Consider the following 15,887-nt stretch of genomic DNA (forward strand, 5'->3'; position numbering starts at 1 on the left):
AACTACAACCTCTATCAATTAATAATTATTATAAGTTATTGATTTGTTTAGTAAGACTTTTTACTACGCTACCATTCTAGCAGGATATTTAAAATTGTGAATGATTTGTATCAAAAATGTCAGGGTTGCGGCATTTTTGTTGATATTGAGAGCTGAATTACACAAATAAAAAGGCTCCCGATAGCCTATCGAGAGCCTTATTATTTATTCTTTGCCGGTTAGAAAAACAGTGGCCAGAGGATAAGTAGCCAGGTGATGCCACACAGGGCTAAGGCGATAAAGACTGCCGCCGAGGCGATATCTTTTGCCTGTCCGCTGAGGGGGTGGATCTCGTGGCCAATACGGTCGACCACAGCCTCGATGGCCGAGTTAAGTAGCTCGACGATTAACACTATCATCAGCGTCATGATGAGCAGGATGCGTTCAACCATAGGCACGTCTACCAATAGGGCTATCGGTAGCATGAAGAGGACCAAGATTAACTCTTGGCGAAAGGCGGCCTCAGATTGCCAGGCGAGCTTAAGGCCCTGCATAGAGAAACCTGTCGCTCTGAAGATGCGTTTAATACCGTGGTTATTTTCCGGTTTCATAGGTGTCCATTTCTTTGGTTAGTATTGCATTAGTATCGTTTTAGTTTCTCTGCTTGCCTTGCTCTGACGCCGGCAGGCTAGTTACAAATTGCGCGCCAGTATAACACTCTAGTTACCACCATAACATCTGCATGAAGGGCTTTGAGCTAAACTTACCGCTTAGCTATCATCATGTTGCTCAAGGAGGAGCCTATGTTGTGTCACAACAGGTCTATAGTGGTCGGCAGTATCGTCTTGTTCCTGAGTTGGCTATCGCCAGTGGCGCTGGCCGCGGAAACCAGCGAGTTGCCTAATTTCGATAATCCGGATAAGTCGCCTAACTTGGCTAGCCCAACTAGCCCAACTAGCCCAACTAGCCCGGCTAAGTCCCCTGGCACGGTTGGCTCCTTAGTTGCCGAGGTCAACCAGTTGAGCTCAAAACGTTCGAAGCTGACGCGCCGGCAACTGCCCGACCTGCAATTGGCCGGTAGCCAAGAGGCCGACCGGCCTATATCTGAGTATCTGGTGAGTGAAAAGTTCGATGGCGTCAGGGGACGCTGGACCGGCACAGGTATGCTTACCCGCTCCGGTCAGCCTATTAACTTGCCTGCTTGGTTTACCAAAGGCTTTCCCACGGACCCCTTAGATGGTGAGCTGTGGATCGGCCGTCAGCAGTTTGAAGCCATCTCTGCCTTGGTGCGTGATAAAGATGCCGATGCGGCGCGTTGGCGCGCCGTTCGGTTTATGGTCTTCGACTATCCTGCCATAAATAGCCCCTTTGGCGAGCGTTACGCCTTGGCCGTCAAGCGTTATGCTAATCTGTCGCCGTTTTTGCAAATTATTCCCCAGTGGCACATTCAAGATAGGCAGGCGTTGAATGCCGCATTGGGCGAGTGGGTGGCCGAGGGCGCCGAGGGTTTGATGCTGCATCACCAAGATGCCCATTACCACGCCGGACGAAATAGTGATTTGGTGAAGCTCAAGCGCTATCAAGATGCCGAAGCCAAGGTGATCGCCTATCTTGCGGGCAAAGGAAAATATCAGGGGATGATGGGCGCGTTGGAGGTCGAGACGCCAGAAGGCATACGTTTTAAGCTGGGGACCGGATTTACTGATGAGCAGCGTCGCCATCCTCCGGCCATTGGCAGCATGGTAACCTACAAGTATTATGGCCTGACCCATAATGGCGTGCCCAGGTTTGCCAGCTTCATGCGACAACGAGAGCCGCTTTAAAAAGCGCATAAAACATGTACGAAAAGGATAATTATGTCGAAGATCAACTCGTCGAAGATCAACTCAGTCTTGTTTGTCTGCCTTGGAAATATCTGCCGCTCACCGACGGCCGAGGCGGTGTTTCGAGGGCAGCTAAGGGATCGCGGTTTGTCGATGGACTGCGATTCGGCGGGCACCTCTGGCTACCATGAGGGGGAGGGACCTGACAGGCGTGCACGCTTGGCGGGCGAGCGCCGCGGATTGGACTTTAGTGGCATTCGCGCAAGAGGGGTTAGAGATGAAGACTTTGAACGTTTCGATCTGATCCTGGCGGCCGACAGGGCTAACTTGCGTGAGTTGCGAGCGCGTTGTCCGGCTCAGCATCAGTCTAAGCTGGCCTTGATGCTCTCGTTTCTAGGAGAGGGGGAGCGGGAGGTGCCAGATCCTTATTACGGTGGTTATGAAGGCTTCGAGCAGGTGTTAGACCTACTGCAACAGAGCTGTGAAAAGCTATTGGCGCAGATTGCGAAATAGGGGGCTTGGTTAAACCGCTTGCAACCGACCTCTATCTAAGTGTCATCGAGTGTGTCGTGTTGCAAGCGGCATAGTGGTAAGCGCTTATCTTAATCCGTTAGCTATGTTCGATAGCTATATCGATTAGCTTTTTCGGATAGCTATGGCTAACGATGAAGCGCTGAATTGTTATGACAGGCTTAGTCGTTATGACGAACGCCCGAACGTTTGAGGCGCTCTGCCTCGATCTTTGCCTGTTTCTCAGTCTCTTTCTCGGCCAGGATACGCGCCACCTCGGCCTTCTCGGCTGCGGCCATCTCTGGGGTCTCCAGTGACAACTGGCCTATCTTACCCGAGCGGAACTCGTGCAGTAACAGTTCAGAGGCTTTGTGCAGGTCGATTCTGCCACCCGGTCTTAGGGCGCCGCGCTTACGGCCAATCGCCTCTAGCAGGCCGATATCATCATTCGGCAGCTCTTTCAGCTTATAACGCTCTAGCATGGCATCGGGATAGGCCTTGAGGAAATATTCGGCGGCAAACATGGCCACATCTTCATACTCCATCGCTGTGTCTTTAATGGCGCCGGTAACCGCCAGGCGATAGCCACTGGCCTCATTATCCACCTTTGGCCAGAGAATACCTGGGGTGTCGGACAGCACTATGCCATTCTTGAGGTTGATACGTTGCTGGGTCTTGGTGACGGCGGGCTCATTACCCGTCTTGGCGATGACTCTGCCAGCCAAGGTGTTGATAATGGTTGATTTTCCTACGTTAGGAATGCCCATGATCATGGTGCGGATATCTTTCTCTATCTTGTCACGGGCAGGCACCAGCTTACGGCAGAGTTCGGGGACCTTACGCACCTGCGCGGCCTGCAGCGTGGTGATGGCCATCGCCTTTACCCCTTGCTCCTGCTCCAGATACTCAATCCAGCGCTGGGTGACTTCGGGATCGGCCAGATCTGATTTGTTGAGCAGTTTGATACAGGGCCTGTCACCGCGCAAACTGGTGACCATAGGGTTTTCGCTGCTGTAGGGGATGCGGGCATCGAGCACCTCGATCACTAGATCGACCTGAGGCATCACCTCTGCTATCTCTTTGCGCGCCTTGTGCATATGGCCTGGAAACCACTGAATTGCCATCTCTGTACTCTGTCTCTGTGCAAATTTGGGGAGGGATTTTACCCTGATATGGCTTAAAAATCATAAATAAAAAGCGCCCACGGGCGCTTTTTATCTTAGTCGAAGCGGTTAGATAACCCCTAATTCTCTCAGACGCTCCATCAGATAGCTGTCTGCTGTGTAGCGATCCGATAGGACCACCTCTGGCTTAGGATGTAAGAAGAGGGGCAGGGAGATACGCGAACGCGTCTTATCGGCGCCTTCCGGGTTGACTACTCTATGGGTAGTCGATGGGAAGTAGCCGCCTGAGGCTTCCTGCAGCATGTCACCTATGTTGATGATCAGGTTGCCGAAATCGCTTGGTACGTCTAACCACTCGCCCGACTTGGCTTTCACCTGAAGGCCTGGTTCATTCGCGGCCGGCAGCACGGTCAGCAGGTTGATATCTTCGTGGGCGGCGGCGCGAATGGCACCTAGCTCCTCATCGCCCGACATTGGTGGGTAGTGAAGAATACGCAATAGTGTCTTGTGGCTGTTTTCGATCATTTTCGGCAGGGCGATAGAGTAGTTAACCGCCACTTCCGCCGGCGTATGGGCTTCCACCCAGCCTAGCAGCTCCTCGGCCAGGGCGTTGGCCTCTTGGTAGTAACGCAGTATGTTTTCTCTTAGCGAATCGGGAATGCGTCCCCATGGATACACATGGTAATACTCTTTGATGTCTTTAACCGTATGACCCTTAGCGGTTTCAGACACCTCTGCCGGGAAGAAACCATCATGGGTTTCCGGCTTAAACAGATAGTTCTGTTTTTCGTCGCTATTGAAGAAGGCCTGCCATTCTTCATAAATAGTATCGACTAAGGCCTTGTCGATTGGGTGATTTGAGAGTACGCCAAATCCTGTTTCGCGCAAAGATTCAACGAATCGCTTGGCGCTGTCTTCTGCACGGTAATCTATTGTTTCTAATTTCATATTTTGTTTTCTTGTTATTGAACCCCGCAGGCAGTGTACCCCAGGGATAGCCTTTGAGCAATTAGGTGTGACAAAAATCACGTTTTCATTGTTTTAGTACAAGAAGGGGATGGTTTGCATCAGGTGTTTTCGTTATTAAAATCATTGGCTAGCTAACAAACAACAGATTATTAGTGCCAACATGTAATAACCTACCTGTTTACTAGGTCTTTTATCTGCTATTGTGAGAGTAGTGAGATCTTATTGGCCCGATGGGTCGTCTTAGCGGTACAGGAGTGCAAAGCCTTTAACTATGCGTGAGCTAACGGAATTTGAGCGGTTTGTGATTGAGAGTAAGGGCACGGAGCGGCCCTTTAGTGGCGAGTATAACCAGCACGATGCGCCGGGGGTCTATCATTGTAAGCGCTGTGATGCGCCTCTCTATCTGTCCGAACATAAGTTTAATGCCCATTGTGGATGGCCCGCCTTCGATGACGAGATCCCTGGGGCGGTCAAGCGCCTGCCCGATGCCGATGGTCACAGGGTTGAGATAGTGTGTCACCAGTGTGGCGCTCACCTAGGTCATGTGTTTGAAGGTGAGTATCTGACAGATAAGAATTTGCGCCACTGTGTCAATTCTGTCTCAATGGTATTTAAGGGTGAGACGAAGCAAAAGAGTGATGACAGCCATATTCGCTGGGCCACCCTGGGCGGCGGTTGTTTCTGGTGCCTAGAGGCGGTATTTAGCCAGCTTAGAGGGGTGATCGCCGTGAAGTCTGGCTATTCAGGGGGCGATGTATCGAGCGCTAACTATCGTGCGGTGTGCGCCGGTGATACGGGTCATGCCGAGGTGGTAGAGATAGAGTTCGATAGCCATATTATCAGCTACGAGGAGCTGTTAGAGGTCTTTTGGCAGAGCCATGATCCCACTACGCTCAATCGCCAGGGGAACGATGTTGGCACCCAATATCGCTCGGTGATTTTCGCCCATGACGATGAGCAGATTAAGACTGCCAGCCAGATGATCGCCAGATTGACCGAGGCGAAGGTTTTCGACAAGCCCATCGTCACCGAGCTGGTGGCACTGGAAAACTTCTATCCCGCGGAGTCCTATCATGATGCCTACTTCGAGCATAATGGTCAGCAGCCTTATTGCCAGATGGTGGTTAAACCAAAGGTGGATAAGATAAAGGCCCTGTTTAAGGAACGGCTCAAGTCGGGTGGCGGAGCATAAAAAAAGGCGCATCATGCGCCTTTTTTGTTGCTAATACCAATCGTTATAAATAATTAATCATTCTAGCTTGTTAAAACGCTCGATAACTGTATTAGTCTTTTTAATTGTAGAATAACTACTTATCTAAAAATCCTGCTTTGTTCTCAAGCGTTTTTCCTGCGCTATTTCTGATCACATATTTACTGTGATTGGTATAACTTTAAGCCAGCTCCTAGGAGGTGAGCGTTAAGAGTCCAGCTTGTCGTCGGCCACCTTGTAGTGGGGATCTTCTATCAGGTTGACTTCCACCAGATCGCCCGCCTTATGCAGTAGCTGCTTGCAGTCGTGGCTGAGGTGACGCAGGTGCAGTCGCTTCCCCGAGCTGACATAGCGTTCGGCCAATGTATCTATGGCTTCCAGCGCAGAGTGGTCGCATACGCGGGAGTTTTGGAAATCGACAATCACGTCTTGGGGATCTGTCTTGGCATGAAACAGCTCTAAGAACTCGGCGACCGAGCCAAAAAACAGCGGGCCGTTGAGTTTATAGACCTTCCAGCCATTGGCATCTTCGCTGACATCGACGTTGATGTGCTTGGCGTGCTCCCAGGCAAATACCAGTGCAGAGACGATAACACCAACAAACACTGCAAAGGCGAGATCGGTAAATACGGTCACCACGGTCACCAGGACGATAACGAAGGCATCGTGCTTAGGCACCTTACGCATCACCTTGAAGCTTGCCCACTCAAACGTGCCCAGTACTACCATGAACATCACACCGACCAGCGCCGCCAGCGGGATCATCTCGATCAGCGCCGAGCCGAACAGGATAAAGGTGAGCAGGGCGATGGCTGCCGTGATCCCTGAGAGTCTGCCGCGTCCGCCTGAGTTAATGTTAATCATCGACTGGCCGATCATGGCGCAGCCACCCATGGCACCGAAGAAACCACTAGTGATGTTGCCAATGCCTTGGCCGACACACTCTTTGTTGCCTTTGCCTCGGGTACTGGTCATCTCATCGATCACCGTCAGGGTCAGTAGCGATTCGATAAGGCCAACCGCCGCCAGAATAAAGGAGTAGGGCAGGATGATCGACAGTGTCTCCAGGTTAAAGGGCACCGACGGAATGGCGAAGGTCGGCAGGTTACCCGCAATGGTCGCGCTCTCATCGCCTGACATGGATTTCAAGAAGTCCAGTACGTTACGAGTATCGAGATCCATGAAGACTACGATGGCGGTGACCGTCAGGATCGCCGCTAACGACGAAGGAAACGCCGTGGTGAGCTTAGGCAGGAAGTGGATGATAGCCATGGTGAGGGCGACTAGGCCCAGCATGAGGATCAATTGATCCTGTGGCAGCCAGGTTAACACACCGTTGGCGTCTGGCACCTTAAATTGGCCCAATTGCGCCAGAAAGATCACTATGGCGAGGCCGTTGACGAAGCCTATCATCACAGGATAGGGCACGATACGAATAAATTTCCCCAGCTTGAACAGGCCGCATGCTACCTGTATCAGGCCTGCGAGCACCACGGCGGCAAAGAGGTATTGCACCCCATGTTCGCTGACCAGTGCCACCATGACGACGGCCATGGCGCCAGTTGCGCCAGAGATCATGCCTGGACGACCTCCGATGAGGGCGGTGACCAATCCCATGATGAAGGCGGCGTATAGGCCAACCATGGGCTCGACACCGGCGACGAAAGCAAAAGCAACGGCTTCGGGCACCAATGCCAGTGCAACCGTGAGTCCCGACAACAGGTCGGCTCTATGGCTGCTGGTTTTGTGACGAATAAGATCGAACATTTAGCCTCTGTTATTAATATGTTGGTTGATTTTCGGCCGCGCATACTAGCAAAATAGCGGCGCTAATAAAATAAAAAGCCATGCATTATTGCATGGCTTTTTTGACTTAAGGCTTAGTATACCTTAGGGACGGGCCATTTCCGAGTTTGCGCTGTTGGCGCGTTTCGCCGGCTCGGCCGAGGCTTCTTTTGCCGTAGGCTCATATTGACGTCCCGATGGGGTGTCAACTAGCGCCCTGGCTTCTACCTCTGGCTTGGTCATGGTCGAGCTCACCATGGAACCAAAGCGGCTAGTAGCCTTAGCTGCAGGCTTGTCGGCCTTAATGCTAGCCGCCTCTTCTGACGACTCGGTCTCTACAGGCTTTTCCTGTACCTTAGCGGCAGGTTTTACCTGAGTGCTAGGTGCCTGTATGGCTGCTGGCTTTGCCATTGGCGCAGAGGCAGCGCTGCTCTCTTTCGCTGCAGGCTCCTGAGCCGCTGGTGTCTGTGGTTCAGCCTTGGCTTCTTGCGCTTCGACTTCAGAGGTTTCGACCTGTGCAGCCTCCACCACTTCGGCTGCGACAACTGACTCTTGCGTCTGCGCTGCATCGTCATTCGCCTGTGGCGCAGCTTCCTGGCTAGCTTTAACCTCTTCAGGTGTGCTGGTTAGATCCAGTTCCGCCTGAACTTCCTCTTTCAGACTGGCCTCTGCTTCACCCGCCAGTGACAGACTTTGCTGAGTGTCTTCTACAGAGGCTTCCTCTTCAGCTACCACCTTGGCCTTCGGGGCACGACGCTTTGGCTTTGGCTTGCTCTCTTCTTGAGCGGCTTCTTCAGCCACTTCTTTAACTGGTGCTTCTTCTGCAGCGACACTGGCCGCTTCATTAGCTTCTGCCGAGGTCGTTTCAGCTTTGCTTTGGTCAGCGGCTTCTTGTTGACTAGCCGCTTGTTGAGTTGCTTTCGCCTGGGCTTCGCTAACCACTTCAGCACCGCCGTCGGTTTGCAGCTGCTCGTCTAGCAGAGGAGCGGTTTCCACCTCATTTGGGATAAAGGCGGGGTCGCCATTGCTCGCTTCGCCATTACTTTCCTCATCGCGACGACGACGCTGGCCAGCGGCGCGCAGATGACGTGGGCTACGACGGCTACGACGCTGACCTTCTCTTGGCTCGCGCTTGCCTTCTGTCTCACCTTCCTGAGCCTGAGCTGCTATATCGTCGACTTGCGCTTCGTCTTGAGTCGCCTTGTCGGCATCAACTGGGGCCTGAGGCTCGCTCTTGGCTTGAGTCTCTGTAGCTGGTTGCTCGGCGGCCGTTTCTTCGGCGGCGCTTTGCGCGACTTGCTCGGCTTGAGTCTCTTCCTCTACCTTGTCGACTTTTTCCTGCTTAGGCTTGCTCTTACGAGGCTGACGCTTCTGGCGCTGCGGCTTGTCTTCTGCTTTGGCTTCTGCGGCGGGCACTTGTACCTGCTCGTCGTTGGCCTTTTCGGCAACGTCGACGGCCAGTGCAGCTTCATCGGCTAACTGCTGCTCAGACTGTACGCGCACCTTGCGGCGCATGTTACGGCGTTGACGACGCTCGCGTGCGGCCTCTTGCTTTGGCTGCTGTGCCTTGCTCTCGGTGTCTTTACTCTGGCTCTGAGGCTTGTCGTCACGGTCGCGCTTTTGGCGCTTTTCGTTACGGCTCTTAGCATTGCGGTTGTCCGTGTCCTCTGACTTGGCACCACGGCTGCGCTTGTTGTCAGTCTCTTTACCTTCTTCGCGACTCTTACGTGTATCGTTGCGACGATTGTTGCGACGGCTGTTACGGTTTTGCGCATTGCGACGAGGCTGCTCTTTCTTAACCTCTTCTTTTGGCTGCTCTGGCTCACCGCCAAATAGCTTACCGATAGCGGCAAATAGCTTAGTAATCAGGCCTGGCTCTTGCGGCTTTTCGGCCTGCTTGGGGGCTGCGGGTGCCTTCTGGGTTGGGGCATCCTTAACCGGCGTCGAGAAACCTTTGAGAGCTGGCTCTGGTGCGGCGGCACGTTCTAGCTTGCGTGGCTCATAGAGCTTAGACTCAGGCTGCTCGAGCAACTTGTAGCTCGACTCGCTGATCTGGTCGTCTTTGCGATGGCGGGTCACGCGGTAGTCCGGTGTCGTCATGTTAGGATCTGGGATCACATAGACTTCTACGCCATGACGCTGCTCCGTGATACGAATGGCTTTACGCTTCTCGTTCAGTAGGAAGGCGGCGACATCGACCGGTACGACGGCCTCAATTTGAGAGGTGTTCTCTTTAATCGCTTCCTCTTCCATCAGACGCAGAATCGAGAGGGCCAGCGACTCAGTACCACGAATAGTGCCTTGACCATGACAGCGTGGACACAGGTGCGCGGCAGACTCTTCCAGAGACGGACGCAGACGCTGACGTGACATCTCCATCAGACCGAAACGGGAGATGCGTCCCAGTTGGACACGGGCTCTGTCGTGATGCACTGCGTCGCGCATTCTGTTTTCGACTTCGCGTTGGTGTCTGACCGGTGTCATGTCGATGAAATCGATAACAACCAGACCGCCCAAGTCGCGCAGACGTAGCTGACGGGCAATCTCGTCGGCCGCTTCAAGGTTCGTATTGAGTGCGGTTTCTTCGATATCGCCGCCCTTAGTCGCACGGGCAGAGTTGATATCGATAGAGGTCAGGGCCTCGGTTGGATCGATAACGATAGAACCGCCAGAAGGCAGGCGTACTTCGCGTTGGAAGGCCGATTCGATCTGGGTTTCAATCTGGAAATGGGTAAACAGCGGGACTTCTGCTTCGTAGCGCTTGATACGATCGACGAAGTCAGGACGAACCAGGGCCACGTGCTGTTTGGCTTGTTCATAGATACGCTGATGGTCGATAAGTACCTCGCCTACATCGCGGCGTAGGTAGTCACGAATGGCGCGTACGATAACGTTACTCTCCTGATGGATCAGGAAAGGTGCAGGGCGGTTTTGTGCCGCTTCTTCGATGGCTGCCCAGTGATGCTGGAGTACCTTAAGGTCCCATTTCAGCTCGGCAGCGTCTTTACCAACACCAGCGGTGCGTACGATAAGGCCCATGCCTTGCGGTACTTCAAGCTCAGACATGGCCGCTTTTAGCTCGGTACGCTCATCGCCTTCGATTCGGCGAGAGATACCGCCGGCACGGGGGTTATTTGGCATGAGTACCAGGTAAGAGCCCGCTAGACTGATGAAGGTGGTCAGGGCCGCGCCCTTGTTGCCACGCTCTTCTTTGTCAATCTGTACTATGACTTCCTGACCCTCTTTAACCACCTCTTTGATGTTAGGACGGCCTTGGAAAGAGTAACCTTTAGGGAAGTATTCGCGTGCAATTTCTTTGAGTGGGAGGAAGCCATGACGCTCGGCGCCATAGTCGACGAAAGCCGCTTCGAGTGAGGGTTCTACGCGGGTAATTTTACCTTTGTAGATGTTGGCTTTCTTCTGCTCGTGACCAGGGCTCTCGATATCGAGATCGTACAGTTGTTGCCCATCAACGAGGGCAACGCGCAACTCTTCAGATTGAGTCGCATTAATTAACATCCGTTTCATGATGACGTATTTCTTCTTAAAATAAGGTCATCAGACGACGCTTCTTCGATGCATTACGGGCCCAGAATCGGTAAGTGGAGCCTCACGGCTTGGGTCTGGGCTAGGGTGCGCAATCTCTGTAAGACGCAATCGCTGCGTGTCGCATCCTATTTATGGCTTATTTTTTAAAATCGCTAAAAACAAGGAATTCGTTGTTAAACGTCAACCAACCCCATAAATTCTAATGTACTTTCCGGTAATGCCAAAATCGATAAGTGCTAGTCTGACGACAAGTTAATAGTAAACTTCGAAATTGGGGGCGCTATTCTTAGAGAAACCACGTTGAAATGTGGCATTGATACTGTGTTTAGTCGTTTAAACTCGTTTTCTCGGTTTATTTTTATCCAACGACTTGTAAGTCAATGGCTTACTACTCAGTAAAAATGGCTTTTAGTCTCCGCTCTTCGCGCCTGCATAGGGGGATTTGTGAACACTTTATTCAGTATTTATCCCCATTGGCGTGGCAAATATAGCAACAATCCTGAAAATCAGCAAATGGAAAGGCACAAAACTTGTTATCTGATGTACAATGTGCAGCTTGAAAGAGACAAGGCGTAGCATGAACAATCAACAAGCATTAAATAAAGTCGAACTGGTGACGATCGACGAAGATCACCTCGGCCAGCGAATCGATAACTTTCTGGTGACTAAATTGAAAGGCGTTCCCAAGAGTATGATCTATCGTATCGTGCGCAAGGGAGAGGTGCGGGTCAATAAGAAGCGGATCAAGCCTGAATATAAGCTGCAAGACGGTGACGTGGTGCGTATTCCGCCTGTTCGTGTCTCCAGCAATGACGATAAGCCAGGACCGAGTGCCAAGTTGACTAAGGTGTCTCAACTCGAGGGACGCATCCTGTTTGAAGACAAGGCCATCATAGTGCTCAACAAGCCGGCAGGCATCGCGGTGCACGGCGGCAGTGGCGTCGATTTTGGCGTCATCGAGGCGATGCGTTCACTCAGGCCGCAGCAAAAGTTTCTCGAACTGGTTCACCGACTGGACAAGGAGACCTCAGGGGTCTTGTTGATTGCCAAGAAGCGTAGCGCTCTTAAACATCTCCATGATCAGCTGCGTTACAAGAAGATGCAGAAGGATTATCTCGCCCTGGTACGTGGTGAATGGCAGCGTCATGACAAGGTGGTCAATGCGCCGCTTTTGAAACTCACCCTTAAATCGGGCGAGCGCATCGTGCGGGTCAATCAAGAGGGCAAGCCTTCGGAAACCCGTTTTAAGATCATGCAGTGCTACCAGGGGGCCACGCTGGTGCAGGCAAGTCCTGTTACCGGACGCACCCATCAGATCCGTGTGCATTGCCAGTATGCCGGTCACCCCATCGCTTGCGATGAGAAATACAGCGAGCAGAAGTTCGATGACGCCATGCGCGTGTTGGGGCTTAACCGTCTCTTTCTCCATGCGGCCCAACTGAAATTTACCCATCCGGTCACCGAAGAGGTGATGCAGGTTAAGGCGCCACTGGATGCGGCACTACAAGACTTGTTGAATAAATTGGATAAGGCATGAAACGATACGATTTAGTGATCTTCGATTGGGATGGCACCCTTATGGACTCGGTCAGCAAGATAGTGGCCTGCATGCAGCAGACCGCCAGAGAGCTGAGTATGATGGTGCCTAGTGAGCAGGCGATACGTGACATCATAGGCCTGTCGATGGACGAGGCACTAAATGTCCTGCACCCCAGTGCCTGTGAGCAGACTCGCCAGAATATGGTTAATGTGTATCGCAAACAGTATCTGCAGCTCAATCAAACGCCGAGCCCTCTGTTTGATGGCGCCGAGCAGTTACTCTTGGCCCTTAAGGCATCTGGGCATCAACTGGCGGTAGCTACCGGCAAGGCCCGCGCCGGGCTAGACAGAGTGCTTAATGAGACAGGTTTTCATCAGCATTTTGTGGCCAGTCGCTGCGCCGATGAGGCCATGAGTAAGCCTCACCCGCAGATGTTACACGAGCTATTATCACTGCTCGACGTCGCGCCAGAGAAGGCGGTGATGATTGGCGATTCGGTGCACGATCTGAACATGGCGAGCAATGCGGGCATAGATGGCATTGGCGTGAGTTATGGCGCGCATTCGGCCGTTAAGCTTCAAGAGGCTAATCCTGTCGCCATTGCAGCGCATCCGTTGGCGCTGCTCCCCCTCATCACTGGGCAGGCTGGTTAAGCTGTTTCCGGCGCTTGATGCGGTACATGGCTTTGTCGGCCAGGCAGATCAGCGCCGAGACATCTTTTTGAGCAGGCTCGACCCAATGGTAACCTATACTGGCGGCGAGTCGCAGATGCTTCCCTTCGTGCCTAATGTCTTCATCGAGCATCTGATCTAGGCTGAGGCAGAGTCTGGTGAGCGCCTGTCGCTTGTCATCCTCATCTTGTGCGTCGAATCTATGCAGTATGATAAATTCGTCGCCGCCTATGCGCGCTACCATCTCCGCCTCGGCGCATGCCTCCCGTAAGATCTGCGCCACTCTTTGTAAAACCTGGTCGCCCACCAGATGGTTGTAGTTGTCGTTGATCTGTTTGAAATCATCCAGATCCAAATAGAGTACCGCCAGCTCAGCATGGGTGTCGGACAAGTTAGGCAGTAAGTCGGCGAAGTGATTAAACAGGGCGAGCCTGTTAGGCAACTGAGTCAGAGAGTCATGAAATGCCAGATATTCGCTCTTCTCTTTTGCCTTGTGCAGCTCGGTGATGTTATGGGCCGAGACGATGACACCATTGATTCGACCATTCTCATCCTGATGGGGATTGTGATGGACGTTGAGAAATTGAGGCTCATCCAGCGAAGGCGGGTGGATACGGGTCTGAGTGTTGACTGACTCCCCGGCAAAGGATTTGTCTAGTAGCGGCTTTAGATAGTTATCGAAAACCGCTTTCCCGTGGATCTCGCAGGCATGCTTGCCAACAATCTCACTTGCGTTGCAGTTGAGTAGGTGTTCGTAGCCTTTAGATACCACGTGGTAGCGATAGTCCAGATCGACGAAGGACATCATATGATGGGTCGATGCGATCATCTGCTTGTGCACCGATAGCTCCCTCGACAGCAACAGGCGCTTATATTCTACGCCGATTCGCTGAGCCAATAGGCGGAAAAACTCCCGTGACTTGGTGTTCTCCCTCTGGGGCAGGGGATCCATGACTAAGATGTGCCCAATTGGGCCGCCCTCATCGTCCAGGATCAACTCTCCCTGATAACTGACCGCCCCCAGATCTTTAATCAGCTTAAAGTCGGGGAAGCGTTGTTGTAGATCGCTTGCGTACAACAGATGGGTATTGGGGTAGCGCATCTGATAGATGGCTTCACAGGGGGAGCCTTTGAGATCAAACTCAAATCCGGGAATGGTTTGTTTCACATCGCAAAAAGCAACAACTTCTATTTTGCCCTCATGCTTAGCGGGTCTAGCGAAAGCCGCCCAGCGACACTGAGTGACAAGTGCTAGCGCCTTCAGTGCCCGCTGAAAAAAGCGCTCATCAATACAGGGCGCGGCAAGCAAGGCAAGGGCTTCTTCAAGATCGGTCATAGTATAACCACCCCAAGTAAACTGACTTCCTTGTCGCTAACATTGTTATTGGCATGTAACAACCAGTCATTTCAACATAGCGAGTTTTTGCTCGGTTGTGAAGTGGTTGTCTAGTGATTGGTCCTGAATTAGATTCATGTGGTGGTATTAATCGCTAGGCCTTTAGTGGCAGTTTTTAACTCGCTGCCGGGGCAAGGATGTCGACGCCTTGCTTGAGTAGCATCTCAGTGAGCGCGATCAGGGGTAAACCTACTAGCGTGTTAGGATCCCGTCCCTCCAGACGCTCGAACAGGGCGATGCCGAGACCTTCAGACTTAAAGCTACCGGCGCAATAGAGCGGCTGCTCAGTATCAACATAGTATTGGATCTGCTTACTGGTCAGCGTCTTGAAGTGCACGACGAAGGGCTCGTAGATTACTTCATGGGTTTCGTCGGCCGCATTAAAGAGTGCGAGTCCGGTATAGAAGGAGACCGATTTGCCAGAGACACGCTCAAGCTGTGCGATGGCGTTGGCTCGCGTCAGCGGTTTACCTATGATGTCGCCATCGACCACCGCCACTTGATCTGAGCCGATAATCAGCCCGCTCTGGCGACCTTGGGCGCCCGCCCTGGCTTTGGCGAGCGCCAGACGTGTGACCAGTTCTTGAGCCGATTCACCGGCAATGGGCGTCTCGTCGACCTCTGGGGCGCAGGTGTCAAACTTGATGGCTAGCTTCTGCAGTAATGACTGACGAAAGACTGAGGTGGAGGCGAGTATGATGCTTGGGGTCATGGTTTAACCTTGTTGTTTCTCTGGTAGCTATTGCGCCTGAAGGAATTGTTTATTGCTCTGCCTGTATGTGCACCTATGTACATCATTGGCATCTACATCCATGGCATCTAAATTGAGGCGCATCTTAATGTGTGGTGACCATCATAATTGATCTGGCTTCAAAAGACAGAGCTAAGCCTGGAACATCTAAAGCGGTGCGTGAACATTTGCCGTGTGCGTTGAGAAAGAGGCAGAGCCGTTGCCTATGGCTGTTGTATTAGAACTGTTATCTCGGGCTGTTTTCTTAGCGCAGTGGGCCGGGCGTGGTGAGCTAGGTGTTTTGCGTCATGAGTCATTAGTTAAAATAGTTGTGGGGTCAATAGTGGCTGAGGTTGTCGAGTAGACGACACTTGTTACCAAGTGCCGCCCCTCTAAGAACCGTACGTGCAACTTTCACTGCATACGGCTCAAGCCTCCACTAAGGCATCATTGATACCCAGCAACTTATAACGCAGTCGGGACAGGCTCTTTCCAAGAGTTACGAGCTAGCCTTTTAGATTTTCTCTTCACCAAATATTCTTGGTATTGAGGGTCAAAAGGGGTCGCTGCATTCTTGATTTTTACGTGTCGCTCGATGGGC

Annotated in this window: 12 protein-coding genes; 5 read left to right on the forward strand and 7 right to left on the reverse strand. The window is 52.3% G+C overall.

What is annotated here, in order from left to right:
- Window positions 1–218: 218 nt before the first annotated feature.
- Window positions 219–590 (reverse strand): diacylglycerol kinase, encoded by a 372-nt coding sequence (locus L1D47_RS17505; protein ID WP_041511626.1) that lies wholly within the window; start codon window positions 588–590, stop codon window positions 219–221.
- A 192-nt stretch (window positions 591–782) separates the two neighbouring features.
- Between L1D47_RS17505 and L1D47_RS17510 the strand changes: the two genes are divergently transcribed.
- Window positions 783–1,802: a DNA ligase gene (locus L1D47_RS17510; protein ID WP_239886197.1), complete on the forward strand. Its 1,020-nt coding sequence runs from the start codon at window positions 783–785 to the stop codon at window positions 1,800–1,802.
- 33 nt (window positions 1,803–1,835) lie between these two features.
- The gene (locus L1D47_RS17515; RefSeq protein ID WP_239886198.1) at window positions 1,836–2,315 is read left to right on the forward strand and encodes a low molecular weight protein-tyrosine-phosphatase; all 480 of its coding nucleotides are present in this window, start codon (window positions 1,836–1,838) and stop codon (window positions 2,313–2,315) included.
- 179 nt (window positions 2,316–2,494) lie between these two features.
- Here the strand turns inward: L1D47_RS17515 and ylqF are convergent, their stop codons facing one another.
- Both ylqF and L1D47_RS17525 read right to left on the reverse strand, forming a co-directional pair.
- The gene (gene ylqF, locus L1D47_RS17520; RefSeq protein WP_239886199.1) at window positions 2,495–3,436 is read right to left on the reverse strand and encodes a ribosome biogenesis GTPase YlqF; all 942 of its coding nucleotides are present in this window, start codon (window positions 3,434–3,436) and stop codon (window positions 2,495–2,497) included.
- A 108-nt stretch (window positions 3,437–3,544) separates the two neighbouring features.
- The gene (locus L1D47_RS17525; protein WP_239886200.1) at window positions 3,545–4,384 is read right to left on the reverse strand and encodes a 2OG-Fe(II) oxygenase family protein; all 840 of its coding nucleotides are present in this window, start codon (window positions 4,382–4,384) and stop codon (window positions 3,545–3,547) included.
- 292 nt (window positions 4,385–4,676) lie between these two features.
- On the opposite strand from L1D47_RS17525, the gene L1D47_RS17530 reads away from it, so the two are divergent.
- A complete protein-coding gene (locus L1D47_RS17530; RefSeq protein WP_239886201.1) occupies window positions 4,677–5,597 on the forward strand; it encodes a bifunctional methionine sulfoxide reductase B/A protein in 921 nt (306 codons plus the stop codon).
- Between the two features lie 225 nt (window positions 5,598–5,822).
- Here the strand turns inward: L1D47_RS17530 and L1D47_RS17535 are convergent, their stop codons facing one another.
- Together L1D47_RS17535 and rne are read right to left on the reverse strand one after the other, a co-directional pair.
- A complete protein-coding gene (locus L1D47_RS17535) occupies window positions 5,823–7,382 on the reverse strand; it encodes a SulP family inorganic anion transporter (protein ID WP_041511600.1) in 1,560 nt (519 codons plus the stop codon).
- A gap of 123 nt (window positions 7,383–7,505) precedes the next feature.
- Complete coding sequence (gene rne, locus L1D47_RS17540) at window positions 7,506–10,928, reverse strand: ribonuclease E (protein WP_239886202.1); 3,423 nt, start codon at window positions 10,926–10,928, stop codon at window positions 7,506–7,508.
- Between the two features lie 598 nt (window positions 10,929–11,526).
- Between rne and rluC the strand changes: the two genes are divergently transcribed.
- On the forward strand, window positions 11,527–12,486 hold the full coding sequence (gene rluC, locus L1D47_RS17545) for a 23S rRNA pseudouridine(955/2504/2580) synthase RluC (RefSeq protein WP_239886203.1): 960 nt from the start codon (window positions 11,527–11,529) through the stop codon (window positions 12,484–12,486).
- Window positions 12,483–13,142, forward strand: coding sequence for an HAD-IA family hydrolase (locus L1D47_RS17550; protein ID WP_239886204.1), 660 nt, complete (start codon window positions 12,483–12,485; stop codon window positions 13,140–13,142). The genes rluC and L1D47_RS17550 overlap by 4 nt, the downstream gene beginning before the upstream one ends.
- On the opposite strand, the gene L1D47_RS17555 is transcribed toward L1D47_RS17550, so the two are convergent.
- Window positions 13,123–14,496 carry a sensor domain-containing diguanylate cyclase gene (locus tag L1D47_RS17555; RefSeq protein WP_239886205.1) on the reverse strand — a complete coding sequence of 458 codons (1,374 nt, stop codon included), beginning with the start codon at window positions 14,494–14,496 and terminating at the stop codon, window positions 13,123–13,125. The two genes, L1D47_RS17550 and L1D47_RS17555, sit on opposite strands and share 20 nt — an antisense overlap.
- Window positions 14,497–14,671: 175 nt before the next feature.
- Entirely contained in the window at window positions 14,672–15,268 is a 597-nt protein-coding gene (locus tag L1D47_RS17560) for a Maf family protein (protein ID WP_239886206.1), read from the reverse strand.
- Window positions 15,269–15,887: the final 619 nt, after the last annotated feature.

The organism is Shewanella sp. Isolate7 (assembly GCF_022398425.1).
Taxonomy (GTDB): Bacteria; Pseudomonadota; Gammaproteobacteria; order Enterobacterales; family Shewanellaceae; genus Shewanella.

Excerpts from the sequence above, each read along its gene's own strand:
- L1D47_RS17505 (WP_041511626.1), bottom strand. The coding sequence starts at position 590 with ATGAAACCGGAAAATAACCACGGTATTAAACGCATCTTCAGAGCGACA.
- L1D47_RS17510 (WP_239886197.1), top strand. The coding sequence starts at position 783 with ATGTTGTGTCACAACAGGTCTATAGTGGTCGGCAGTATCGTCTTGTTC.
- L1D47_RS17515 (WP_239886198.1), top strand. The coding sequence starts at position 1,836 with ATGTCGAAGATCAACTCGTCGAAGATCAACTCAGTCTTGTTTGTCTGC.
- ylqF (WP_239886199.1), bottom strand. The coding sequence starts at position 3,436 with ATGGCAATTCAGTGGTTTCCAGGCCATATGCACAAGGCGCGCAAAGAG.
- L1D47_RS17525 (WP_239886200.1), bottom strand. The coding sequence starts at position 4,384 with ATGAAATTAGAAACAATAGATTACCGTGCAGAAGACAGCGCCAAGCGA.
- L1D47_RS17530 (WP_239886201.1), top strand. The coding sequence starts at position 4,677 with ATGCGTGAGCTAACGGAATTTGAGCGGTTTGTGATTGAGAGTAAGGGC.
- L1D47_RS17535 (WP_041511600.1), bottom strand. The coding sequence starts at position 7,382 with ATGTTCGATCTTATTCGTCACAAAACCAGCAGCCATAGAGCCGACCTG.
- rne (WP_239886202.1), bottom strand. The coding sequence starts at position 10,928 with ATGAAACGGATGTTAATTAATGCGACTCAATCTGAAGAGTTGCGCGTT.
- rluC (WP_239886203.1), top strand. The coding sequence starts at position 11,527 with ATGAACAATCAACAAGCATTAAATAAAGTCGAACTGGTGACGATCGAC.
- L1D47_RS17550 (WP_239886204.1), top strand. The coding sequence starts at position 12,483 with ATGAAACGATACGATTTAGTGATCTTCGATTGGGATGGCACCCTTATG.
- L1D47_RS17555 (WP_239886205.1), bottom strand. The coding sequence starts at position 14,496 with ATGACCGATCTTGAAGAAGCCCTTGCCTTGCTTGCCGCGCCCTGTATT.
- L1D47_RS17560 (WP_239886206.1), bottom strand. The coding sequence starts at position 15,268 with ATGACCCCAAGCATCATACTCGCCTCCACCTCAGTCTTTCGTCAGTCA.